The organism is Hydrogenophaga sp. (assembly GCF_019635465.1).
Lineage (GTDB): Bacteria > Pseudomonadota > Gammaproteobacteria > Burkholderiales > Burkholderiaceae_C > Hydrogenophaga.
The window spans coordinates 52,574-76,593 of record NZ_JAHBZK010000022.1; the positions used below are offsets into that span (position 1 = coordinate 52,574).

The following is a 24,020-nucleotide window of genomic DNA, read 5'->3' on the forward strand; positions in this document are numbered from 1 at the left end:
GCCTGACTGTCGAGGGGGAGTGCGAGCTTATTGCATTGCACCATGCGTGCCAAGCATTTTAAATGGGTTCTGACCCCATTTAAATACGGAGTACAAACGGAAAACCCTTTAATAGGGACACATCAAATCGAAGGCACGCCCGCACCCGCGAATGGAGGCGTGACAGCAGCGATCAACGGCTGACTGTCTCGGGGGTCTGCGCCGGCGGGCGACCACGGCGCGCGCGGGTCGGACGCCGTGGTGTGACGCGCTGCAGTGCCTGGAGAAAAGCCTCATCGCCCAAGGCCCATCCGTGTTCGACCGCATCGGCAATCTGCCGTTCGAGCGCTTGCGGCAGGCCTGCGCGAACCCGCTCCCGATAGGCTTCTTCTCGCGCGAATGGGGTGTTGCCCAGCGCCCAGTAGGCGGCAGGCGGGCTCAATCCACGGCTTTGCTCCAGCCCCACCAACTGCCGGTGACTGGACCAGGCGTAGTCCCTTGCTTCTGCCGCCAAGCCTGCGCGCACCGGCTGCCACTCGACATATGCCATGCAATCGATCATGTGGCGCTCAGCCTGCACCACCGTGGAACGGTATCGCCCTTCCCATAAGGTGCCCCGGCGCTGGTGCCGCTGATTGAAGCGGCGGACGTAACTTCGACCGATGGCCTGCATCATCTTCGGCACACCGTCTGGGGTCGTGGGCGTCGCCAACAGCAGCAAACGATCTTCGAGCAAGGCCCAGGCGTGCAGTGCCACGCCCAGCCCTTTCGCTTGCTGCAATATCAAGCCCACCAGCGCTTCGCGATCCTCGTTGTCCAGGACGATGGCCTGGCGCCCATTGCCTCGCTGTGAGACGAGATGTGCCACATTGGGCAAGGTCAGACGAGGCAGGCGGGCCATGAGGGCAATCGTTGCGTCAGCGCTTGGCGTGCACCGCCAGGGCCGCATGGATCCGCTGAGCGACCCACAGACCCAGCAGGCTGGACGCCCCGGTCACCACCCAACTCCACTGCCACCCGCCGACCCGCGTGGCCAACCACGCCACGATGGGTGGCCCTGAAAACTGACCGAGCGCCGAGAGCTGCTGCATCCAGCCGACGGTGGTCGACACGGTGTCGTCGCCCGGCGCCAGACGCACGGCCAAACCGAACAAGGTACCGGGAATCAGCCCCCCCACGCCCGAGAACGCCAGCACACCCAGGTACCGCACCAGGAACGGCCCACCTGGCGCGAAGGCCAGCACCGCCCCCACCAACATGCAAGCGTAAGCCACCCTCAGCAACACAAGTGGCCGGACACCGTGCGCCACCAAGCGGCCTGCCCCGATGTTGCCGACCATGTTCACCGCGGCAGCCAGTGCACTGAGCCACGCCGCTGCGACACCGCCCAAGCCGGCGTCAACGAATATGGTGGGAAGGAACCCCACCACGGCCAGCCACTGCCCGGAGTAAAGCAAGAACGCAACCGCGACCAGCCAGGGTCCGGTGGTCGACAAGGTCTTGCGCAGTCGCGGCCACAGCGCAGCGCCGCCCCTTTCACCCGCAGACGTCGAGGGCACTCCCCACGCCATCAGACATGCGGCGACAAGGGACAGTGCGGCGAGCCCAAACCACACGGCACGCCAGCCCCAGGCGTCGATCACTGGCGCAGCCAGCAGCAAGGCCAGGGCTGTACCCAAAGGCATGTAGGCCCCCCACCAGCCCAACGCCTTGACCAGGAGGTGATCGTCGTGCCGTACGTGCAAACGGATCAACGCGGGTGCGGGCAGTACCGCCAGCAAGAACCCCAGACCTTCGACTGCCCGCGAGATCAGCAGCGATTCGGTGGAATGTGCAAGCCCGCCCCAGGCGCTGCCCAGCGACATGATGAGCAAACCCACCAGGCTGACGCGGCGTGGACCATAGCGGTCGGCGCCTAGCCCGACGACCAGCCCCAGGAACATGCCGGCCAACTGCACCAGCGACAGAAGGAATCCGGCCTGGATCAGGGAAATGTGCAGATCGACCTGCAAGGCGCGAACCGCCGGTGGCAATTTGCCAATGTGCAGCGCACAGGTCACGCCGACCAGCACGACCAAGGCTGCAATTCGGCGCGGACTGGCCATGCCAGTCATGGGAACATCACCTCGCCAAACAAGCGCTCATGCTCACGGATCGCGAAGCGGTCTGTCATGCCGGCGATGTAGTCGGCGACCGCGCGCGGTTGTCCTGCTGGGCGTTGGTAAGCCGCTGGAAGCTCACCCGGTTCTTCCAGATAACGCTGAAACAAATCACCAATGATCTGGCGTGCGCGGCCTGTGGTTTCCATGACCTGAGGATGCCGGTACAGATTGCGAAAGAGGAAGGACTTGAGAGCCTGACTCCTGGCGCGCATGTCATCGGAGAAGGTGACCAGCACAGGCGCCTGGCGCACCTCATCCAGCGTCTGGACGCCTTCTACAGCCAATCGCGTGCGGGTGGCATCGATCACGTCATACACCTGAGCGCTCAACATGCGGCGAATGGCCTCGAACAACAGGCGCCGCCCCACCAGCGAGGGATGCTCGTGCAAGGCCTCGCACCGATGGGATTCAAACAGATCGACGGCTTCAAGTTGTTCGAGGGTGATGAGACCGGAGCGCACGCCGTCGTCGATGTCATGTGCGTTGTAGGCGATCTCGTCGGCGAGATTGCACAACTGGGCCTCCAACGAAGGTGATCCGCCGACGAGAAAGCGCGAAGCCACCCCACCAGGTTCTCGCAGCTCCAGCCGCTCGGCATTGCGTCGTGAACAGTGTTTCAGAATGCCTTCGCGAGTTTCAAAACTGAGATTCAGACCATCGAACGCCGGGTAGCGTTCTTCAAGCTCATCCACCACTCGAAGGCTTTGCAGGTTGTGCTCGAATCCCAGAACCACATCTTCGGCTCCCTCAGAGGACACGGCGCGTGCGCTCGCAGCGCCCATCGCTGCGTGCAAGGCGTCCTGACCCGCGTGACCGAATGGCGTGTGCCCAAGGTCGTGTGCCAGGGCAATGGCCTCGACAAGGTCTTCGCACAAAGACAAGGAGCGCGCAATGCTGCGGCCGAGCTGCGCCACCTCGATGGAATGCGTCAGGCGGGTGCGAAACAGATCACCCTCGTGATTGAGAAACACCTGCGTCTTGTAGACCAGGCGCCGGAACGCCGTCGAGTGGATCACCCGATCTCGATCACGCTGGAACCCGGTGCGTGTCGGCGCAGGCGCTTCGGGGTACCGCCGTCCGCGGCTCTCTGCCGGGTCGCAAGCGTAGGTCGCCAGCGCAGCCATCACGCAATACGGCAGCCGGACTCGATCACCTCGATCGCCAAGGCCGGATCCACCGGACGCAGCATGGCGCGCCCAGGACCGTCAATGAGCACGAAGCGAATGGCGCCAGCCTCGGCCTTTTTGTCGTGACGCATCAGTTCGACGTATCGGCTGGCGTTGTCGCTGGCATCGATCACTGGCGCAACCGTTGGCAGCTTTGCGCGCTGGATCAGGGCGACCAACCTGTCGACAAACTGCGCGTCCACCAGGCCCAAACGCTGAGACAACCTGGCCGCCAGCACCATGCCACAGCCCACGGCCTCACCATGCAACCAGGACCCATAGCCCATGCCCGCCTCAATGGCGTGACCAAAGGTATGCCCAAAGTTCAATATGGCGCGCAGACCGCTTTCGCGTTCATCGCTGGCGACGACTTGCGCCTTGATTTCGCAGCTCCGTTTGACCGCCACAGCCAACGCGTCCGGATCCCGTTGCATCAAGTCATCCATGTGGTCTTCCAGCCAGGTCATGAACGCCATGTCGGCGATCGGGCCGTACTTGATGACTTCCGCGAGCCCGGCACTGAGTTCGCGCTCCGGCAGGGTGTTTAAAGCGCTGAGGTCGCACACCACGCGCAGCGGTTGATGAAACGCGCCCACCATGTTCTTGCCCAACGGGTGGTTGATGCCCGTCTTGCCGCCGACGGAGGAGTCCACTTGCGCAAGCAGCGTCGTGGGCACCTGCACAAACGAAACACCACGCATGTAGCAAGCCGCGGCAAAACCCGTCATGTCCCCGACAACGCCACCCCCCAGAGCGTACAAAACCGTCTTTCGATCGCAACCATGCTTGAGCAGCCCGTCGAAGATGGTCTGCAATGTCGACCACTCCTTGTGCGACTCCCCATCGGGCAAGACGACCGAATGAACTTGCGCATGACGGGGTCTCAATGCCGCCAAGAGCGATGCCAGGTAAAGCGGCGCTACAACTTCGTTTGAGACAACCAACGCGATGCCGCCGTCGGGCAGACCCTCGAACGTGGCCGAACTGCCGATCAAGTGGCTGCCAATTTGGATGTCGTAGCTGCGCTCGCCCAGATCAATGTGGACCTTGTTCTGCAGATTGGCGGTGGAAGCGGTCATCACGCGAGTGTATGTCGCGTGAGGTTCGGGCTGCGTCGCCCTCAACCGGCCTCATTCGGGGCGTCGCTGATCAATATGCCCGCGAGTTCCAGTTGCATGACGATCATGTTGACCAATGTCGCCACCGAAGGGCGGCCCGTCTCGATCGTGAAATGGGCTGTCTCGGCATACAAGGGGTGGCGCTGCGCATGCAATTCCCGCAGTTTCGCCAGCGGATCCGCGACCTGCAGCAGTGGACGATTGCGATCATGCCGAAGGCGGCGGATCAACTCTTCGGGTGAAGACCGCAGGTAGACGACAGATCCCCGTTCCCGCATCAGGTCTCGATTTTCGGATCGCAACACCGCGCCTCCCCCCGTCGAGATGATCTTCGACGGGCCCATGCTGAGCTCGTCGAGCATCATTGATTCGATGGCCCGAAATGGATCCTCGCCCTCACGCTCGAAGAACGACCGGATGGAGCAGCCGATGCGCGCCTCAATGGCGTGGTCCACATCAACAAAGGGCAAACCCAGCCGCCGGGCCAGCTGGCGACCGACAGTGGATTTGCCCGATCCTGGCAGACCGACCAGGAAGACCGGAGAGGTCAGACTCAATTGATTGCGGTACGGCCCAGGACGCGCGGCGTGATGAAAATCAGCAACTCGGAACGGCTGTCGAGCTTGTCACGGGACTTGAACAAGTTGCCCACGCCCGGGAGATCACCGAGCAGCGGAACCTTGCGCAACTCGTTGCGTTCGGTGCGCTCGAAGATGCCGCCGATGACCACCGTGCCACCGTTTTCGACCAGCACTTGCGTCTGCACGTGCTTGGTGTCAATCGCGATGCCTTCGGCGGTAGTTTCGCCACGGGTGTCCTTGTTCACATCGAGGTCAAGAATGATGTTGCCCTCGGGGGTGATCTGCGGCGTCACTTCCAGCTTAAGGTTTGCCTTGCGGAAGGAGATTGCCGTGGCACCACTGGACGTTGCCGTCTGGTACGGGAACTCGGTGCCTTGCTCGATCAAGGCCTTCACCTGGTCTGCCGTCACGACACGCGGGCTCGACACCACGCGACCTTTGCCATCCGACTCAAGGGCGGAAATTTCCAATGCCAGGAAGCGTGTTGCGCTGGGGTTGAACAACGACAGCGCGTAGGTGGCCGCCGTCGCGTTCGTGGGCACCGCCGGCAGGTTGACGAACGGCGATGAGGTCAGCGTAGGGCCAGTGGTGACCGCCGAGTAGTTGCTGCCGAAATTGCCCCGCACTGCGTTGCCATTGACAGAGCCGGCACTGAAGTCACGGATACCACCACCCAGCCGAACACCGATGGACTTGCTGAAGTCGTCATCCGCTTCGACGATGCGGGCTTCGATCAGCACCTGACGAATGGGGATGTCGAGCTTTTTGATCAGTTCCTGCACCTGTTCCAGACGCGAGGGAATGTCGGTCACGAAGAGCTGGTTGGTGCGGGGCTCGGCGATCACGCTGCCACGGTTGGACAGGATGCGGGCATTGTTGGCGCCTGAAGAACTGCTTGTTGAGGCTCCGCCTGCAGTCAATTGCGTCGCAATGTCGGCCGCCTTGGCGTAGTTCATCTGGAACGACTGCGTGCGCACCTGTTCCAGACTTTCCACGGCCGCGCGGGCTTCCAATTCCTGCTTCTCACGGGCAGCGATCTCGTCACGCGGTGCGATCCAGAGCACATTGCCGGACTTGCGCAAGCCAAGACCTTTGGCTTGCATGATGATGTCCAGGGCTTGGTCCCAGGGCACGTCTTTCAATCGCAACGTCACCGAGCCACCGACTGAGTCGGAAGTCACGACGTTGAAGTTCGTGAAGTCAGCAATCACCTGAAGCAATGCGCGGACTTCGATGTTCTGGAAGTTCAGCGAGAGCTTTTCACCGGAGTAACCCGGCCCCTGCGTCAGCTTGGACGGATCGATCCGCTGCTCGCGCACTTCCAACACGAACTGGTTGTCGCTCTGATATGCCGAGTGCTCCCAGTTGCCCACCGCGCTGACGACCATGCGCACACGGTCACCGTTCTGCGTGGTGGTGACGGTTTTGACGGGTGTGCCGAAATCGGTCACGTCAAGACGGCGGCGCAGGCCCTCGGGCAGGCTGCTCTTGAGGAAATCGACCACGAGGCCAGTGCCTTCTTGCCGAATGTCGACACCCACCTGGTTGTTGGGCAGTTCCACCACGACGCGTCCGGAACTGCCCGTGCCGCGACGGAAGTCGATGTCGCGAAGCGCATCCACATCCACATTGCGACTTTCCGCAAACGCAGACGGCGGATTGGTTTGGGCTGTCACCGCTTCCGAACGCTCCAACACCACCAGCAGCGCGTTACCGTCGATCTTGGTCTGATATGGCGCAGCCTGCTTGAGGTTGATCACCACACGCGTGCGATCACCGGCCTGCACCACTGTGGCAGATTTCAGGTTGCCTTGATTGATATCGACCGTGCTGCGGCCCAATGCGTTGGCCACGCCTGGAAAATCGAGCGCGATGCGCGCAGGGGACTGAATCGAAAAGCTGGCAGGAATGGCCTTGAGCGGTTCACTCGTGTTGATGCGAATGACTTCAACACCGCTTTGGATGCCGCCAGTGACCGATTGAATGGCCATCTGCGCATGCGCCAGACACGAGGCGGCCAGCAGGCACAAGGCCAAACCACCCTGGGTCATCCTCCGCCCCCACGACGCGCTGGACATCGTTTGCTTCGGGTTCATCATTTAGCTTCCTCTACTAGCTGCAGCGCCGTCGGGCGCTCGATCCATTCGCCCGCTGCGTCTTGCACGATCTCGCGCAACGTCACTTCGGTTTCACTGATGCGGGTCACCCGGCCGAAATTCTGGCCAAGGTAGTTACCCGGTCGAACCTGGTACAGAAGCCGGTCCACCCTGACCAGCGCAATGAGCTCGCCATTGCGATCCAGGCTACCCACCATGGCCATGGCATCGAGCGGAAAAGCCTCAAGCGGCTGCCGACGACGTGCCAGTTCCGGTTCGATGAGCGCGGCCGAATTGGCACTCGTGGCACTCTGCGTGCCTCTCAACAGACTGGCCAGCTTCTCGGTGCTGAACGGCGGCACGAGTCGCTCCACGCTGTAAGGCTGCGGAACGAACCGCGTGGGTTCTGGAATCGGTTGTACCGAGGGCTTGATGGCGTTGCGCTCCGCCTGCATCCAGGCCTGCAGTTCGTCTTCGCCAGACGAGGTGCATCCCACCAGCAGCGCCGCCGTGCAGGCAACGATCAAAAAAGAGGGACTGCGCGGCATCACTTCTTGGCCCCCTTGCCTTTTTGCTGGGCGGCGACCTCTTCGGGATCGAGGTAGCGGTAGGTCTTGGCCACACCGTCCATGGTCAAGTAGCCCTCACGGCCGCCGATCGGCGTCAACGTCAGATCGTTCAGCGTGACGATGCGCGAAAGGTTGGCAATGTCACCCGCGAACAGACCAATGTCGTGGTAGGTCCCGGTTACACGAATGGTGATCGGCAACTCGGCGTAGTACTCGCGCACGGCCACGTTGCCGGGCCTGAACAGGTCAAACTGCAGACTGCGACCCAATCCCGCCTGGTTGATGTCAGACAGCAGTGCATCCATCTCAGCTTTGCTGGGCAGTTGCTTCTCAAGCTGGGTCACATATTGCTGAACCTGCTCCAACTGCTTGCGCAATGCATCCAGATTGACCGCCTGCACAAGCTTTTTCTTGTAGGTTTCGCGCAGCTGCTGCTCTTTGGCGGTTTCAGCCACCAATTCTTCGTCGACACTCTTGAGCCAGAAGAACCAGAGGCCGGCCACCACAGCTACGCACACTGCCACAAACAGCAGATTTCGGGGAAGTGCAGGCCAGAGAGATGGATCGTTGGGATCGAGTCCGGTGAACTGGGCGCGGACCTTGTCCTGCAGCGCCTTGAAGTCAATGGAAGGTGCGGATGATTTTGCCATGTCGTCTACCTCACACCTTCCCTGCCGGGGCCTCGGTCGCGGGAGCCGCTGCTGGGGTCGGTGCGGCCGGTTTGCGCAAGGTAACGCGCATGGTGAAGTTCGCGACGCGGCGTGCGTCGCGCCCACTGATGGCGGCGTTGGCGGACACGATTTCCACCAACTCTGGCCGGGTCAGCGCCGGGCTGTTGTTGGCCAGGTTGCGCAACAACTCCGACACACGCTCCTGGGACTGTGCCGTACCGGTCAGCAACACCGACGTGCCCTGCTGCTTCATGCTGCGCAGGAAAACACCCTCGGGCAACTGATTGACCAGTTCTTCCAGCAGATAGACAGGCAAATTCCGACCGGCCTGCAAGTCTTCCACCGCCGTCTGACGGGCGCGCAACGAGGCAATTTGTTGCTGTAGCGTGGCAATGTCCTTGATTTCCTTGTCCAGCTTGGCAATTTCCTGGGTCAGGAAGCGGTTGCGGTCCTGCTGATTGGAAATCTGGCCCTGGTACCATGTGTAGATGGCCCCGCCGATGATCCCGCCCAGCAAGGCGGCCAAGGCCAGCTGCGTGAAGAATTGGTCCTTTTGGCGCTTGCGAGCCGCTTCTCGGTGCGGCAACAGGTTGATGAGGATCATTGGTAGAACCTCCGCAACGCCAGTCCGGTCGATGTCAGGTAGGCAGGGGCTTCACGCGAAATCTTGCGCGCCTGAATGCCAGAACCCAGTTCCATCGCGTCGAAAGGGTTGATCAGCATGCAGGCAAACGATGTCTGGTGCGTCACCGCTTCGGTCAGACCCAGCAAGGCCGCACTGCCGCCCGCAAGCAGGATGTGATCGATCTTGTTGTAGGGCGTGCTCGTGAAGAAGAATTGCAGCGCGCGTCCAACTTCCTGGGCCATGCTTTCAATAAACGGGTCGAGCACAGCGGTTTGATAGTCCTCCGGCAGGTCGCCAGAGCGCTTTTTCGCTTCCGCTTCATCCTGAGAGAAGCCGTATTGACGAATGATCAACTGTGTCAGCTGGTTACCGCCAAACGCCTGGTCGCGCTCGTAGAGAACTTCGTCATTGCGGATCACCTGCAAGCTCGTGGTCATCGAACCTACCTCGAACAGGGCGACCAATGCATCCACGCCCTGGTTGGGCAGCGTTTCGATCACGCGGGCGGCAGCCAGACGCGACGCATACGACTCGACATCCATGACCACGGGCTTGAGGCCTGCGGCTTCAGCCAGGCCCTGACGGTCCGACACCTTCTCTTTGCGCGAAGCAGCGATCAGCACCTCGACATCACCCACGGATGTCGCACTCGGACCGACCACACAGAAGTCAAGGCTGACCTCGTCCAGCGAAAAGGGGATGTACTGGTTGGCCTCGGATTCGACCTGAGCTTCGAGTTCCTTGTCGCTCATACCACCCGGAAGAATGATCTTCTTGGTGATCACCGCTGAGGCGGGCAGCGCCAATGCAACGTTCTTGGTTTTGCTGCCGCTCTTGCGCACGACCCGGCGAATGGCGTCGGCCACTTCATCGAACTTTTCGATGTTGCCGTCCGTGATCCAGCCCCGCTCGAGCGGCTCCATGGCGCAGCGTTCAAGAACGAATTCGCCTGCACGGTTTCGGTTGAGCTCCACCAACTTGACGCTGGACGAACTCACATCGATGCCGAGCAACGGCGCCGGCTCCCGGCTGAAGAGTGATCCCAATGAGACCAAGGTAGCCCCCAAAACGCGAGGCCATCGGCCGCGCCAGACTTAAGAATTCACTTCAATGCTAGCAGTAAGCCCATTGAGCAGCAAAGAATTTTTGCCCAAGCGACAAATCGAAACGTTGTCAAAAGCCGACGTATCGAAATGCCTGCGTGATGCAATGAACGACAGGGCAGGAACCCGGTCACATGCCCACACAAGGACGCTTGGACCCAAATGCGCCGCTCACTGAGCCGACTCCTACAATGTCGTCCGCCTTGCCTGGAACCTGAATGACCCGAGATCCCAAGCCCATGCCCGCCGACAGTGCCAAGCCAGTATCTGCGGCTCCTCACACACTCACTTTCCTGGGGCGCTTGGTGGTGGCTGTGGCCGGACTGGCGGCTGCGGGTGTTGCGGCAATGTTGATGGCTCTTGGCATTGCGCTGGCCGTCGCCTATCCCAATTTGCCCGACGTCACTGGCCTCGCAGACTATCGCCCAAAGCTGCCACTGCGCGTGTTGGCCGCCAATGGGGACCTCATGGGCGAGTTCGGCGAAGAGCGCCGAAACCTCCTCACGATCGACCAGATTCCGGACATCATGAAGCAGGCGGTGCTGTCGATCGAAGACGCTCGCTTCTTCGAGCACAGTGGTATTGACTACAAGGGCATGGTGCGAGCGGCGCTGGCCAACCTCCGCGAGGCCAAGAGCCAGGGCGCATCGACCATCACCATGCAGGTGGCTCGCAACGTCTACCTCTCGGCGGAGAAGAGCTACACCCGCAAGATCTACGAGGTGCTGCTGACCTTCAAGCTCGAGCACATGCTGAGCAAAGAGCAGATCCTCGAGATCTACATGAACCAGATCTTCCTGGGTCAGCGTGCCTACGGGTTTGCCTCGGCGGCGCAGACTTACTTCGGCAAGCGATTGCAGGACGTCTCGATCGCCGAGGCAGCTTTGCTTGCCGGCTTGCCGCAGGCGCCCTCCGCCTACAACCCGTTACGCAACCCCAAGCGCGCCCAGATCCGACAGCGGTACATCATCGACCGCATGGTCGAGAACGGCTTCATCACGGCGGCTCAAGCTGAAGCCGCCAAGAAGGAGGTTGTCCAGCTCAAGCGGCCGGCCAAGGAAGACAACCTGCCGGCCGAGTTCATCGCCGAGATGGTGCGTCAAGCCATCGTCGCGCAATATGGCGAGGCCGCCTACACGCGTGGGCTGGTGGTCAATACCACCATCGACCCCAAGGCACAGGAATCGGCCTATCGCTCGCTGCGCCAAGGCGTGCTGGACTATGAGCGACGTCAGTTCTATCGCGGCCCGGAACTGTTCGTGAGCCTGCCCGCCGACCCTCAGCAACGTGATGCGGTGATCGACGATGCACTGTCCGATCGGCCGGACAACGGGGACTTGCTGTCGGCTGTGGTGCTCGAAGCGAGCGCCAAGAAGGTGGTCGTGGTTCGCCAGGACGGCGACCCGATCGAAATCACCGGGGAAGGGCTGCGACCGGTTCAGTCAGGGCTGTCCGACAAGGCCGGTCCCAACATCAAGATTCGCCCGGGCGCGGTGGTGAGGATCGTGCAGGTCAACGAAAAGTCTTGGCGCATCACACAGCTGCCAGAGGTCGAGGCCGCCTTCGTGGCCCTGGACCCACGCAATGGTCGAATCGCCGCCTTGGTCGGTGGCTTCGACTTCAACAAGAGCAAGTTCAATCACGTCACGCAGGCGTGGCGTCAACCCGGTTCCAGCTTCAAGCCCTTCATCTATTCAGCCGCACTGGAGAAGGGCCTGACCCCCAGCACCGTGGTCAACGATGCGCCTTTGTTCTATTCGGCAGAGGACACGGGTGGCAAACCGTGGGAGCCCAAGAACTACGACGGGCAGTTCGAAGGCCCGATGTCGGTGCGACGGGCGCTCGCGAAGTCCAAGAACATGGTGTCCATTCGTGTCCTGCAGTTGGTGGGCACACAAAGCGCCCAGGAGTGGGCGACCCGCTTCGGGTTTGAGGCCGACAAGCACCCTCCGTTTCTGACGATGGCACTGGGCGCCGGATCGGCGACGCCGCTGCAGATGGTGTCGGCGTACTCCGTGTTTGCCAACGGCGGTCACCGTATCTCGCCGGTGCTGATCACACGCGTGACCGACGCCCGGGGCCATGTGCTGTTCGAGGCACCGCAGATCACACTGGACAACGCGCCGCGGGCTATCGAGCCCCGCAACGCATTCATCATGAGCAGCCTGCTGCAGGAGATCACGCGATCGGGCACCGCTGCACGAGCGCAAGCCACCCTCAAGCGGCCCGACCTGTACGGCAAGACCGGCACCACCAACGATGCCGTCGATGCGTGGTTCGTTGGTTATCAGCCCACGCTGGCCGCGGCCGCCTGGGTGGGTTACGACACCCCCCGCAACCTGGGCAGCCGTGAAACCGGCGGCGGCTTGGCGCTGCCGATCTGGATTTCGTTCATGCAGGACATGCTCAAGGACGTGCCCGTGGCCACTTATCCCGTGCCGCCTGGCGTCGTGAACATTGGCGGTGAGTGGTACTACGAAGAATTCGGCCCGGGCAATGGCGTGCACGGCATCGGTCTGGCAGACCCCTGGCCTGGCGCCCCCAATGGCACCGAGGTCGACGCCAATGGCATGCCGGTCGCGGCGCCGCTGCCTGCCGTCGAAGAGCGGCGCAGCATTCTGGACCTGTTCAGGAACTGAAGCAAAGCGTCCGCCCGGCCTGCTCACTCGCGTAGCGGCTCAGGTTCTCGAAAAACTCGCCATTGCCCTTGGTGTCCAGCCACGACGCGCCGTCGTGCTTGTAGTGGAAGCCGCCGGCTCGCGCGGCCAGCCAGACTTCGTGCAGGGGCTTTTGCAGATTGATCACGATCTGGCTGCGATTGGCAAACGTGATCGTGATCATCCCGCCCACACGCTGGTTGTCGAGGTCGGCGTCGGTTTCCTCGTTGATGCGGTCGCAGGCCAGCTCGATGGCGCGCAACAGCGCTTCGGCTCGGTCCTGGTATTCGAGGTCGGTCATTACAATGCGCGGATGATCGGGTGGCTGCGCATTCTAGGTTGCTGTTTCGGCCCCGCTCGGGTCATGGCCTTGTCGCTGCTGTTGTCGGGCTTGACTGCGTGCGGGCAGAGAGGCCCTTTGTACCTGCCGTCGCCACCTTCGTCCGACGCCACCACCAAACCCGCACATGCCCCTGCCCGCGCACCTGACGCAACGCAACGGTGAGTTGTACTTCGAGGACGTCGCCCTCGATCACCTGGCCCAGCAACACGGAACACCGCTGTTCGTCTACAGCAAGGCCGCCATGCTTGACGCGCTGTCCAGCTACCAACGCGGTCTGGCCGGGCGCGATCACCTGATCTGCTACGCGATGAAGGCCAACTCATCGTTGGCCATTCTGCAAACCCTGGTGCGCGCCGGTTGTGGCCTGGACATTGTTTCCGGGGGCGAGCTCGAACGCGCGCTGGCTGCGGGTTGCGCCCCCGAGCGCATCGTGTTTTCCGGCGTGGGCAAGTCGCGCGACGACATGCGCCGCGCACTTGAGCTGGGTATCGGATGCTTCAATGTCGAAAGCCGCAGCGAGTTGGACACGCTCGACGCGGTGGCTCGCAGCGTGCAGCGGCGCGCGCGCGTGAGCGTTCGCGTCAACCCCGACGTTGACGCGCGGACGCACCCCTACATTTCCACTGGACTCAAGGGCAACAAGTTCGGCATCGCACATGGCGAGGTCCTGGAGACCTATCGCCACGCGGCATCCTGTGCGGCGCTCGAAGTCGTGGGCATCGATTGCCACATCGGCTCGCAGATCACCGAATCGTCGCCCTACCTCGACGCCATGGACCGCGTGCTGGACCTCGTTGACGCGATCGAGGCCGCCGGCATTCGCCTGCACCACATTGACTTCGGCGGCGGGCTGGGCATTGACTACAACGGCGACACCCCGCCGGCCGCCGATCAGCTCTGGCCTCAATTGCTGGCACGGCTCGATGCGCGCGGCTACGGTGACCGCAAAGTGACGATCGAGCCCGGCCGCTCGATCGTTGGCAACGCCGGGGTGTGTTTGACCGAGGTGCTGTACACCAAGCCCGGCGAGCACAAGAACTTCCTGATCGTCGACGCCGCCATGAACGACTTGCCTCGCCCTGCGATGTACCAGGCGTTTCATCGCATCGAACCAGTCAAGCCGCGCGCAGGCGATCCTGCCATCTGGGACGTCGTTGGTCCGGTCTGCGAAAGCGGTGACTGGATCGGCCGAGACCGGGCGCTGACGGTGCAAGCTGGCGACCGCCTGGCCGTGTTGTCGGCCGGTGCCTACTGCATGAGCATGGCCAGCAACTACAACACCCGCGGACGGGCCGCTGAAGTGCTGGTGGACGGACAGACCACCACGGTGATCCGCCAGCGCGAGAGCGCCGCCGATCAGATGCGACTGGAAACCCTGCTGCCCTGAGGCATGAGGCGCCGCCACAGGCGCCAGCCCAGCAACACAGCAAAGATGGCCGCGTAGACACCCACCTCGGTGAAGTTGTGCTTGCCCGCGCGCATCCAGAAAAAGTGCAACAGCGCCAGGCCCACGATCGCGTAAACGCTTCGATGCAAGGCTTGCCAACGGGCCGCACCCAGCGCGCGTATTGCGCGGTTGAATGAGGTTGCCGCCAAGGCGAGCAACAGCAACCAGGCAGCCGTACCGACCAAGATGAACGGACGCTTCGGAATGTCGGCCACGACATCGGCCCACACAAAGCCCATGTCAAAGGCCACATAGGCCAGCCAATGCAGGGTGGCATAGAAAAACACATACACACCCAGCATGCGCCGAAAGCGCGCCAGCGCTGGCAAACCCAGTTGCACACGCAGCGGTGTGACCAGCAACACCAGCACCAAGGCACGCAGGGTCCAGTCGCCCAACGACCGGATCAGTGCTTCGGCCGGATTGGCTCCCAGTGCATCCGCGGCGGCCGCGTAGAACAGCCAGGCAAACGGCAGCAGCCAGACGACGAACACCAAAGGTTTGGCCAGCGGGTGCAAAAGCACCCGTTGCACAGCAGCGCGTTGCATCGCGATCAGTAGTTCTTGCGCAGATCCATGCCGGCGTAGAGCTGACCCACCTGTGCCTCGTAGCCGTTGAACATCTGCGTCTGACGCCGCTTGGCGAACAAGCCCACCGACTCGCCAATCCGGCGTTCGTTGGCTTGGCTCCAACGGGGGTGCGACACCTGGGGGTTCACGTTGGAATAGAAGCCGTACTCCTGCGGCGCGGCTTCGTTCCAGGAGGTCTTGGGCTGCTGCTCGGTGAAGCGGATGGCCACGATCGATTTGGCGCTTTTGAATCCGTACTTCCAGGGCACGGCCACCCGCAGGGGCGCCCCGTTCTGATTGGGCAAGACCTCGCCATACATGCCGAAAGCCAGCAGGGTCAGCGGGTGCATGGCTTCGTCCATGCGCAGCCCCTCCACATACGGCCAGTTCAACACACGTGAGCGCACGCCGGGCATTTGCTTCTCGTCCGCCAGTGTCACGAACTGCACGTACTTGGCACTGCCCTGCGGCTCCACCCGCTTGATGAGTTCTGCCAGCGAGTAACCCACCCAGGGGATCACCATGGACCAGCCTTCCACACAGCGCAGGCGGTAGATCCGTTCCTCCATCGGGGCCAGTTTGAGCAGGGCGTCAAGGTCGAACCGGCCCGGCTTGTTGACCAGACCCTCGACCTGCACCGACCAGGGGCGCGGTTTCAGGCTGCGCGCATAGCTGGCCGGATCACTCTTGTCGGTGCCAAACTCGTAGAAGTTGTTGTAGCTGGTGGCGTCGTCATAACTGGCCACCGCCTCCCCCGTGCTGGCCCCGGGCACCGCAGACGGCTTTCCGGGCAGCGCTGACAACTTGCCTGGGGGGGCGACGGTGGCGGCCAAGGCGTCACGGGTGGCCCAGGTGGCACCGGCCGCGGCGGCCGCCAGCAACCAGGAGCGTCGCTGCAGCACCATCGACTTGGGCGTGATGTCGCTGGCCAGCGGGTGGTTGAAACCGTTTTGTTGGGTGCGAATGAGCATGGCAAGACCTCCGGTTGGATGGGAGCGCCGGAAACCGCGCCCCATGCGGGTCCGTCGTTCGACCCGCGAAAGTCTTACCGGTTTCCGCGATCAGAGTTCTCCGTAGCTGTGCAATCCCGACAGGAACATGTTGACGCCCAGGAAGGCGAAGGTCGTGATCACCAGGCCAACCAGCGCCCACCAGGCCGCCACCGTGCCTCGCAGGCCTTTCATCAGGCGCATGTGCAGCCAGGCGGCATAGTTGAGCCAGACGATCAGCGCCCAGGTCTCCTTCGGGTCCCAGCTCCAATAGCCACCCCAGGCCTCGGCGGCCCAGAGTGCACCCAGCACGGTTGCAATGGTGAAGAAGGCAAAGCCAACCGCGATGGCCTTGTACATCACGTCGTCGAGCACCTCGAAGCTGGGCAGCCGCTCGGCAATGCGGCGGCGCCCGCCGAGGATGCTGCCCACGATCAGGGCAGACACGCCGAAATAGATGAACCAGTAGCTGCCACCCTTCTCGGCCGCGGCCTGACGGAACACCAGGGGCTCGAAGCACAAGACCACGCCCAGCACCCACAGCGGTGCCAGCTTGTACCAGCGCGTCTCGCCGGCGCTTTGTTTGATCAGGTAGGCAAAGGCCAGCATGGCCGCGATGGCGAAAGTGCCGTAGCCGATGAAGTTGGCCGGTACGTGCAGCTTCATCCACCAGCTCTGCAGTGCGGGCACCAGCGGCTGGATTTCGTGTGCGCCGCGCACCACCGTGTACCAGAGCAGGAAGCCCACCGCGGCACTCACGATCAACATGGCAAATGCACCCATGCTGCGCGTCGCGTAACGGTCTTCGTAGTAGAGGTAGAACGACGCGGTCAGCCAGCAAAACAGCACGAACACTTCGTACAGGTTGCTCACAGGGATGTGGCCGATGCCGGTGCCGATCTGGTGGCTTTCGTACCAGCGAACGAGCGAGCCCACCAGTGCCAGGCCCACCGCCACCCACGCCAGACGCGAGCCCAGCGCCTCGAAGGCACTGCCCGCGCGCGTGAACATGCCGACCCAGTAGAACGCCGTGCTCATGAAGAACAACACGCTCATCCAGAGGATGGCCGACTGGCTGGACAGAAAGTACTTCAGCAAAAAGACGGTGTCCCCGCGCGCCAGATCGGCGCTGCCCGTGGGCGACTGGTACAGCGAGATCGCCAGCAAGGCGATGGCGCCGACCAGCACGGTCAACAGGCGCACCGGGCGCCAGAACCAGCCCAGCCAGATCAGACTGGGCACGGTGCCCGCCAGGATGGCCTTTTCATAGCCATCCATGGCATTGCCGTAGCGCATGAATGCCAGCACGCCGGCGCCGATCACCAGCACGGCAAACAGCCATTCCCACACGCCGCGACGCGCAAAGTAGCCGGGCTGCAGGCCCACGCCGTCGCGGGATTTCTTCAGGTCGATGGTCTGGGTAGCGGTATTCATGTGTTCCCCTGCAGCAGCTGGGTCTTGATCAGCTCGAATTCGCGGTCCGCGTCGAGTGTCTTGCGGTTGGTCGACAAGGCCAGACTGGCCTGCGACCCCTCGCCCTGGGGCGCGAGCCACACCCACACGCGACGCTCGCGGACATAGAGCATGGCAAATACGCCAAGGATGAGCAACAGACACCCCAGGTAGACGACGGTCTTGCCAGGGGCCCTCGCCACCTGGAAAACGCTGGCCTGCACATGGGTGAAGTCCTCCAGCATCAGCGCCATGGGCGCCGGATAGAAGAATGTGTCGGACAGGCTGATGACGGCCTGGGTCATGAAACGCTGCGTGGCGTCGTCGCGCGCCAGGGGCGCCAGGCCCGCCTTCTCGCGGCTGAGCTGCAGCAACTCGAACAAGGTGCCGTTGAGGATGCGGATCAGCACGTCGCTGGCGCGCTCGCGCTCGGCCTCGGGGACGTTCTCTTCAAGAAAGTTCGATACGGCCTGCAAGCCACCGATGGCGCGCGCATTGGGAGAGGCCGTCTGGGCCTGCGCCTCGGCGCCGGCAAAAAGCGACAGGGCACGCCCGGCCGAGGCGGCCAGGGCCTCGGCCAGATCGGGGCGCCCGCCTTCGACCGACTGCACCGCATAGCGCCGCACGGCCTCGGCACGCATGGCCGGGTCGTCCAGCGCTTCGCGCATTCGGGCAAAGCCCGCCATGCTGTCCTGGTCGTCGGCCGGCACCCGGAGGTAACGGAAGCTGTCCTGCGGCGTCTCGCGCATGCCCAGCAGGAACACGCGCTGTCCGTCCAGATCGACCGGAAGCATGTAGTTGTGGTACTCGACGGCCTGGCCCGCGTTGTCGCGCAGCTTGTAGGTCACGCTCGGTCCCACGTTGCGCAAGGTCTTACCGGCATTGGGCTTGTGCGCCGCACCCATGGCGTTCTGGATCTCGTCGCGCAAGTCCACCTTGCGCACATCGGCACCACTGCCCTGCCCCGCGAAGTTCTCCACGTTGATCACACGCAGGCCGGTGTACTCCAGGGTAAGTTGCTGGTCGCCGTTGGACAGCTGCGTTGAGCCACCGATGGTGCCCTCCACCTCAAAGGGCTTGGTGGCGCGGGTAACCGGGATCGCCTTGAGCTTCACACGCGAGCCGCCATCATCAAAGCTCGACTGGTAGATGGCCACGCCGCGATGAAACACCGGGTGGTTGACCTCCACACGGGCGGGGGTCTGCTCACCGGTGTCGTTGTCATGGATGACGATGTCACTGGCAAACAGCCGCGGCATGCCGGTTTCGTAGTACTCGACGATGAACTTCTTGAGCTCGACGGAAAACGGCAACTCTTGCAGCAACACGCCAGTCGGCTGCGACAGGATGGCCGTGCTCGACGCCGTGCCCTCGGTGACCAGCAGGTTGCCGCGAAAGGTTGGGTTGCTGGCCGACAGGCGGTGTTTCTCAGGCACATCGGCAATCAGCCCACCGCCGGAAAACACCTGCTTGCCGTTGAACCACGTTTGGGCGCGCACCATCAGGTCGCCGTCGAGCAAGCCTCCCACGCACACCAACACGATGGCGCTGTGCGCGGCCAGATAGCCCCATTTGTTGGCAGCACCTTTCTTGGCCGCCACCATCCAGCCCTGGCCGGCAGGCGTGTCGCGCGATTGCAGACGAACCTTCCAGCCCGCCTTGAGCAAGGTCTGGCCGATCCGGTTGGCCGCCGCTTCGGGTGCCGCGTCGAGCGCCGACTCGGCGCGGTGCGGAAAGGCCTTGAGGCTTTGCTCGCGCAGGTTCTCTTTGAAAGCCTTGAAGTCGGCCAGGATCTTGGGCGTGTTGCGCGCGATGCACAGACTGGTGCTGGTCACTAGAAACGCCAGGATCAGCAGGAACCACCACGCGCTGTAGACCGTGTACAGGTTGGCCGATGCAAACACGTCGGCCCAGAACGGTCCGAACTGGTTGACGTAGTTGTTGAACGGCTCGGCCTGTTTGACCACGGTGCCGATCACCGAGGCGATGCAGATCACGCTCAGCAGCGCAATGGCAAAACGCATCGACGACAGCAACTCCACCGCGTCGCGCAGGGCACGCGAGCCTGCACGCAATTCAAGGCCTTGGGTGGAAACAGTCATCGTGGTGGGCGCTCAAGAAAAAAGGCGCGTCCTGTGATGGACAGCGCCCCGTTGAGATGCAATCGTCGGCTGGCGGTTCAATCCTTCCTGTGGCAAGGCCCGGATTGTGTCGCCAAACATTAATGACGACTTATATTGAAACCCCAATCGAGGGAAAACCCTCGGCAGACAGCGCGTCAGCGCAGGCCGGCGATGTAGTCCGACACCGCCTTGATTTCCTGGTCGGTCATCTTGGCCGCCACGCCGGTCATCTGCAGGCTGTTGGCACGCGTGCCGTCGCGGAACTGCTTGAGCTGCGAGGCTGTGTATTCGCTGTGCTGACCGGCCAGACGCGGGTACTGCGCCGGAATGCCGGCGCCGTTGGGGCTGTGGCAGCCCGCGCAAGCGGCGATACCGCGATCGGCCAGGCCACCACGGTAGATGCGCTCACCCTGGCGGACCAAGTCGGCGTCCGAGGCAAAACCCGGGGCAGCCTTTTGCTCGCTCAGCCAGTGAGCGATGTTGGCCATGTCCGCCTCGGACAGCGCGGCCACCATGCCCTGCATCACCGCGTTCTTGCGCTTGCCGGACTTGAACTCGTTCAGTTGCTTGATCAGGTACTCAGGATGCTGGTGCGCCAGCTTGGGGTTGGCCGGCGTGGTGGAGTTGCCGTCGGCCGCGTGGCAGGCCACGCACACATTGCCATAGGAGGCCGAGCCCTTGGCCAGATCCGGCTTGGCCGACTGGGCGTGCACGTTCAGGGAAAGGGCTGCAACAGCAGCGGCCATGAGGAAGGAAGCGAGCAGTTTCATGTCGGGGCTGGCGTCGCAGACGACGGCATCGGTTGGGGGCGAGTGGGGTTCGGCCGGTCAAAACCCGCAGATTTTACAATGCGCCGCAGAGAACTCCCGCAATGACCCACCACACCCCAGCCCCCGCATCGGCTGATGCGCGCCGCGCCCACGCCTGGCTGCACACCGCGCGCTTCCTGACCACCGCCCCCACACTGGAGACACTGCCGCCAGTGTCGGTGCCGGAGATCGCGTTCGTGGGCCGCTCCAACGCGGGCAAATCGACCGCCATCAACACGCTGACCCAGCAAAAGCGCCTGGCCTTCGCGTCCAAGACGCCTGGGCGGACGCAGAGCATCAACCTGTTCTCGTTGGGCAAACAGGGCGTGACCGACGCCGTGCTGGCCGACCTGCCGGGCTACGGCTATGCCGCGGTACCGCATGAGGCCAAGCAGCGCTGGCAGCGGGTGATGCTCAATTACCTGCTCACCCGCGAGAGCCTGGCGGGCGTGGTCATGCTCACCGACCCGCGCCTGGGCCTGACCGAGCTCGACGAAGCCCTGCTCGAGGCCATCCGGCCCCGCGTACAGCAGGGGCTGAAGTTCCTGGTGCTGCTCACCAAGGCCGACAAGCTCACGCGCAGCGAGGCCAGCAAGGCTTTGTCGATTGCGCGACTGCAAAGCGCGGGTGGTGAGGCCAGACTGTTCTCGGCCCTCAAGAAGCAAGGCCTCGACGACGTGGCCACGCTGCTGTGGGATTGGACCCACGTGCCCACCGACGCCGGCCAAGCCGCCGAAGACCCCGACCTCCCACCGCCCACCGCTTGATCCGGTGGGCCTTCGCTGCCCACCCATGATCGAAACGTTCGACGCCCACCTGCCCCACGGCATCACCTTGAGCTGCCGTGCGGCCGGCACCCCCGGCCAGCCTGTGCTGCTGTTCCTGCACGGATTTCCGGAGGCCGCGTTTGTCTGGGACGACATGCTGGAGCGCTTTGCACGCGACGGCTACCGGTGCGTGGCCCCCAACCTTCGGGGCTACGAGCGCTCCAGCGCCCCCGCCGAACCCAAGGCCTACCGCGCCCGTTACCTGGTGCAGGACATGGACGCCCTGGTGGAGCAGATCTGCGCCAACAGCCCCACCCCAGGACGGGTGGCCATGCTGGTGGCGCACGACTGGGGCGGTGCGCTGGCCTGGGCCTTTGCGGCGCAACACCCGCAACGCATGGCGCGGCTGGCCATCCTGAACGCACCGCATCCGGCACCGTTTCAGCGCGAGTTGACCCGTTCCGCCACGCAACAGGCCGCCAGCGCCTACATGAACTTCCTGGCGCGCCCGGATGCACCGGCACTGCTGGCCGAGAACGACTTCGCCCGGCTGTGGCCCTTCTTCACTGACATGGCGGCCTCGCAGGGCCCCCATGCCTGGCTCGACGATGCCATGCGTGAGCGCTACCGCGCCGTCTGGCGCCAGGGCCTGCATGGCGGCTGCAATTACTACGCCGCGTCGCCCCTTCGCCCGCCCTCGCCGGCGGACCCGGGTGCCACCGCTGTGCAATTGCCCGACGAAGCGGTGACGGTGCGTGTGCCCACGCTGGTGATATGGGGCGAAGGCGACACGGTATTGCCACCTTCGCTGCTCGAGGGATTGGACGCCTGGGTACCCGATCTGCGAATTGAGCGCCTGGCCGATTGCACCCACTGGCTGGTGCACGAGCAGCCGGCCCGGGTGGCCAGCTTGCTTGAGGACTTCCTGCGTCAGACGCCCTGATAGAAGTCAGGCTCGCCGGGCGGGCGGGTCTTGAAGCGTTTGTGCACCCAGTAGTACTGCTCCGGCATCGTGCGGATGTACCCCTCCAGCACGCGGTTCATCCGGGCGGTGTCTTCCTCGACCGATTCGGTGGGGTAGCCCTCCCAGGGGGGGTGCACCGTCACCTCGTAGCCCTCGGGCACCATGCGGGTGGTCACCGAGACGACCTGCGCCTTGCCCAGTCGCGCCAGCCTTGGCAACGACGTGACGGTGGCCGCCTTCACGCCAAAAAACGGAACAAACACCGCATCGCGCTCGCCATGGTCCATGTCGGGCAGCAGGTAGAGCGGAAAGCCGTCGCGCACGGCCGACACGATGGCACGCAAGCCCTGCCATTTGTTCACGATGTGGGGGTGTCCGAAGCGTTGGCGCCCCTCGGCGATCCAGCGATCAATGGCGGGATTGGCCTGCTCGGCATACACACTGCAGAAGCGCCGTGCCACCTTGGCCGACAGGGCGGTACCCCCCGCATCCAGGCCCACGAAATGGGGGGCGAACATTACCGTTGGCTTGTCGCCATCGAAGACGGCCAGGTCGCCTTTGAGCATGAGCCGACGCTTGACGAGGTGCTCGGGGCCTTCCCACAACCAGCCGCGGTCGAGCCAGGCCTGCGCAAAGAAAACGAAATGGCGCCGCACCGCGGCCCTGCACTCGGCCTCGGACTGGTCTGGAAAACACGCGCGCCAATTGGCCAGCGCGATGCGGCGACGCCGGCCCGCCAGCGCGTGCAAGACATGGCCCAGCACCCGGCCCAGAGCACGCACCCAGGGCAGGGGCAGACGGGCCAGCAGCCGCATGAAGCCGATGCCCAGACGCGTGCCAAGGTTGGGCTGGGCATTCGGGGGTGGGGTGTCCACCGCGGGCGCTGTCATTTGCGAGGGGCCTTGTAGCGGTCGTACGACCAGAGGTACTGGGCGGGCGATTCTCGCACCAGGCTTTCCATCGCGGCATTGATCACCGAGGCCGCCGCCTGGGGCTCCGTTGGCAAGTCAGCGCCCAATGGCCGCACGTGAATCACGTAGCCGCGCCCCCAGGACAGGCGCTCGCCCCAGCTCAGCAGCACGGTCGCATCGGCCGAACGTGCAAGGCGGGCCGACAAGGTCATGGTGTAGGCGTCCTGCCCGAAGAAGGGTGCCCAGACCCCCAGGCCCAGGGGCGGCACCTGATCGGGCAGCAGGCCCACCGCCTCCCCCGCTTTGAGCGCGCCAATCAACTGGCGAACGCCCGACAAGGTGGTGGCCGCGGTGCGCAAGCCCGGGCGCTCGCGGGTTTCGTCCACCAAACCCCGCAGCCAGGGCTGGCGCGAGGGACGGTAGAGAACGGTCATGGGCTTGACGGCGCCAAACCGGGCCGCGTACGCCTGGGCCGTGACTTCGAAGCAACCGAGGTGGGGCGTCAGAAACAGCATGCCGCGCCCGGACGCGAGTGCGGCATCGATGTGCACCACACCGTCCCAGCGCACCGGCACCGGCGCACCCAGCCACAGACGCGGCAACTCCGCCACCATGCGACCCGCCTGCCCCACCGACTGCAGAGCCACCCCGAGCGGTTGCTGGGCCAGGCGGGCGTTGGCCAGCAGGCGCCGCCGGTACAGGGGCGACCCCAGAAACGTCAGCCAGCCCAGCACCACGCCCAGCGCGTGCAGCACCGCCAGTGGCATGCGGGCACCCAGGTGAAAAAGGTGGCGAATCAGGAAAGCCAAAGGCAAAACGCAGGGTGTGGACGGCGGGTGACTGGACTAGAATCACGCCTTCGCCGAGTTGATGAACTGATTGCGGGGCGATTCAAAAATACCGCTAAAGCGTTCGCCGA

General features: G+C 63.5%; 23 protein-coding genes. 5 read left to right on the forward strand and 18 right to left on the reverse strand.

Annotated features, from left to right (window positions below):
• Window positions 1–172: 172 nt before the first annotated feature.
• Genes KF871_RS17815 through KF871_RS17860 form a run of 10 tightly spaced genes read right to left on the reverse strand, consistent with a single transcriptional unit; the run spans window position 173 to window position 10,022 of the window.
• Window positions 173–880 (reverse strand): transposase, encoded by a 708-nt coding sequence (locus KF871_RS17815; RefSeq protein ID WP_291145698.1) that lies wholly within the window; start codon window positions 878–880, stop codon window positions 173–175.
• 16 nt (window positions 881–896) lie between these two features.
• The gene (locus tag KF871_RS17820; protein ID WP_291145703.1) at window positions 897–2,093 is read right to left on the reverse strand and encodes a CynX/NimT family MFS transporter; all 1,197 of its coding nucleotides are present in this window, start codon (window positions 2,091–2,093) and stop codon (window positions 897–899) included.
• Window positions 2,090–3,265 (reverse strand): deoxyguanosinetriphosphate triphosphohydrolase, encoded by a 1,176-nt coding sequence (locus KF871_RS17825; protein ID WP_291145784.1) that lies wholly within the window; start codon window positions 3,263–3,265, stop codon window positions 2,090–2,092. Before KF871_RS17825 ends, KF871_RS17820 begins: the two co-directional genes overlap by 4 nt.
• Complete coding sequence (gene aroB / locus KF871_RS17830; RefSeq protein ID WP_291145706.1) at window positions 3,265–4,386, reverse strand: 3-dehydroquinate synthase; 1,122 nt, start codon at window positions 4,384–4,386, stop codon at window positions 3,265–3,267. Before aroB ends, KF871_RS17825 begins: the two co-directional genes overlap by 1 nt.
• Before the next feature lie 41 nt (window positions 4,387–4,427).
• A complete protein-coding gene (locus KF871_RS17835) occupies window positions 4,428–4,982 on the reverse strand; it encodes a shikimate kinase (RefSeq protein ID WP_291145709.1) in 555 nt (184 codons plus the stop codon).
• Window positions 4,979–7,105, reverse strand: coding sequence for a type IV pilus secretin PilQ (pilQ, locus tag KF871_RS17840; RefSeq protein WP_291145711.1), 2,127 nt, complete (start codon window positions 7,103–7,105; stop codon window positions 4,979–4,981). The genes KF871_RS17835 and pilQ overlap by 4 nt, the downstream gene beginning before the upstream one ends.
• Window positions 7,102–7,650, reverse strand: coding sequence for a pilus assembly protein PilP (locus tag KF871_RS17845; RefSeq protein WP_291145714.1), 549 nt, complete (start codon window positions 7,648–7,650; stop codon window positions 7,102–7,104). The genes pilQ and KF871_RS17845 overlap by 4 nt, the downstream gene beginning before the upstream one ends.
• Complete coding sequence (locus KF871_RS17850; RefSeq protein WP_291145716.1) at window positions 7,650–8,321, reverse strand: type 4a pilus biogenesis protein PilO; 672 nt, start codon at window positions 8,319–8,321, stop codon at window positions 7,650–7,652. The genes KF871_RS17845 and KF871_RS17850 overlap by 1 nt, the downstream gene beginning before the upstream one ends.
• A gap of 10 nt (window positions 8,322–8,331) precedes the next feature.
• Window positions 8,332–8,946 carry a PilN domain-containing protein gene (locus tag KF871_RS17855; protein ID WP_291145719.1) on the reverse strand — a complete coding sequence of 205 codons (615 nt, stop codon included), beginning with the start codon at window positions 8,944–8,946 and terminating at the stop codon, window positions 8,332–8,334.
• A complete protein-coding gene (locus tag KF871_RS17860) occupies window positions 8,943–10,022 on the reverse strand; it encodes a pilus assembly protein PilM (protein ID WP_291145722.1) in 1,080 nt (359 codons plus the stop codon). Before KF871_RS17860 ends, KF871_RS17855 begins: the two co-directional genes overlap by 4 nt.
• Window positions 10,023–10,309: 287 nt before the next feature.
• Here KF871_RS17860 and KF871_RS17865 point away from each other — a divergent pair, with 287 nt between their 5' ends.
• Entirely contained in the window at window positions 10,310–12,709 is a 2,400-nt protein-coding gene (locus KF871_RS17865; RefSeq protein ID WP_291145786.1) for a penicillin-binding protein 1A, read from the forward strand.
• Here KF871_RS17865 and cyaY read toward each other — a convergent pair.
• Window positions 12,699–13,028, reverse strand: coding sequence for an iron donor protein CyaY (gene cyaY / locus KF871_RS17870; RefSeq protein ID WP_291145725.1), 330 nt, complete (start codon window positions 13,026–13,028; stop codon window positions 12,699–12,701). The two genes, KF871_RS17865 and cyaY, sit on opposite strands and share 11 nt — an antisense overlap.
• Before the next feature lie 63 nt (window positions 13,029–13,091).
• Between cyaY and KF871_RS18785 the strand changes: the two genes are divergently transcribed.
• Both KF871_RS18785 and lysA read left to right on the forward strand, forming a co-directional pair.
• Window positions 13,092–13,232, forward strand: a complete 141-nt coding sequence (locus KF871_RS18785) for a lipoprotein (protein WP_367172066.1) — start codon at window positions 13,092–13,094, stop codon at window positions 13,230–13,232.
• Window positions 13,195–14,457 (forward strand): diaminopimelate decarboxylase, encoded by a 1,263-nt coding sequence (gene lysA, locus KF871_RS17875; protein ID WP_291145728.1) that lies wholly within the window; start codon window positions 13,195–13,197, stop codon window positions 14,455–14,457. The genes KF871_RS18785 and lysA overlap by 38 nt, the downstream gene beginning before the upstream one ends.
• On the opposite strand, the gene KF871_RS17880 is transcribed toward lysA, so the two are convergent.
• The 5 genes from KF871_RS17880 to KF871_RS17900 form a co-directional block, all read right to left on the reverse strand.
• The gene (locus KF871_RS17880) at window positions 14,427–15,065 is read right to left on the reverse strand and encodes a sulfite oxidase heme-binding subunit YedZ (protein WP_291145731.1); all 639 of its coding nucleotides are present in this window, start codon (window positions 15,063–15,065) and stop codon (window positions 14,427–14,429) included. The genes lysA and KF871_RS17880 overlap by 31 nt on opposite strands.
• A 5-nt stretch (window positions 15,066–15,070) precedes the next feature.
• Complete coding sequence (gene msrP / locus KF871_RS17885; RefSeq protein ID WP_291145734.1) at window positions 15,071–16,057, reverse strand: protein-methionine-sulfoxide reductase catalytic subunit MsrP; 987 nt, start codon at window positions 16,055–16,057, stop codon at window positions 15,071–15,073.
• 90 nt (window positions 16,058–16,147) lie between these two features.
• The gene (gene ccsB / locus KF871_RS17890; protein ID WP_291145737.1) at window positions 16,148–17,509 is read right to left on the reverse strand and encodes a c-type cytochrome biogenesis protein CcsB; all 1,362 of its coding nucleotides are present in this window, start codon (window positions 17,507–17,509) and stop codon (window positions 16,148–16,150) included.
• Window positions 17,506–19,629 carry a cytochrome c biogenesis protein ResB gene (locus KF871_RS17895; RefSeq protein ID WP_291145739.1) on the reverse strand — a complete coding sequence of 708 codons (2,124 nt, stop codon included), beginning with the start codon at window positions 19,627–19,629 and terminating at the stop codon, window positions 17,506–17,508. The genes ccsB and KF871_RS17895 overlap by 4 nt, the downstream gene beginning before the upstream one ends.
• A gap of 176 nt (window positions 19,630–19,805) precedes the next feature.
• Window positions 19,806–20,420, reverse strand: coding sequence for a c-type cytochrome (locus KF871_RS17900; RefSeq protein WP_291145742.1), 615 nt, complete (start codon window positions 20,418–20,420; stop codon window positions 19,806–19,808).
• Window positions 20,421–20,521: 101 nt separating this feature from the next.
• On the opposite strand from KF871_RS17900, the gene yihA reads away from it, so the two are divergent.
• Together yihA and KF871_RS17910 are read left to right on the forward strand one after the other, a co-directional pair.
• Window positions 20,522–21,226 (forward strand): ribosome biogenesis GTP-binding protein YihA/YsxC, encoded by a 705-nt coding sequence (gene yihA, locus KF871_RS17905; protein WP_291145744.1) that lies wholly within the window; start codon window positions 20,522–20,524, stop codon window positions 21,224–21,226.
• Window positions 21,227–21,251: 25 nt separating this feature from the next.
• A complete protein-coding gene (locus tag KF871_RS17910) occupies window positions 21,252–22,169 on the forward strand; it encodes an alpha/beta fold hydrolase (RefSeq protein WP_291145747.1) in 918 nt (305 codons plus the stop codon).
• Here the strand turns inward: KF871_RS17910 and KF871_RS17915 are convergent.
• Together KF871_RS17915 and KF871_RS17920 are read right to left on the reverse strand one after the other, a co-directional pair.
• A complete protein-coding gene (locus tag KF871_RS17915; RefSeq protein ID WP_291145750.1) occupies window positions 22,157–23,065 on the reverse strand; it encodes a lipid A biosynthesis acyltransferase in 909 nt (302 codons plus the stop codon). The two genes, KF871_RS17910 and KF871_RS17915, sit on opposite strands and share 13 nt — an antisense overlap.
• Before the next feature lie 11 nt (window positions 23,066–23,076).
• Window positions 23,077–23,898: a lysophospholipid acyltransferase family protein gene (locus KF871_RS17920; RefSeq protein WP_291145789.1), complete on the reverse strand. Its 822-nt coding sequence runs from the start codon at window positions 23,896–23,898 to the stop codon at window positions 23,077–23,079.
• Window positions 23,899–24,020: the final 122 nt, after the last annotated feature.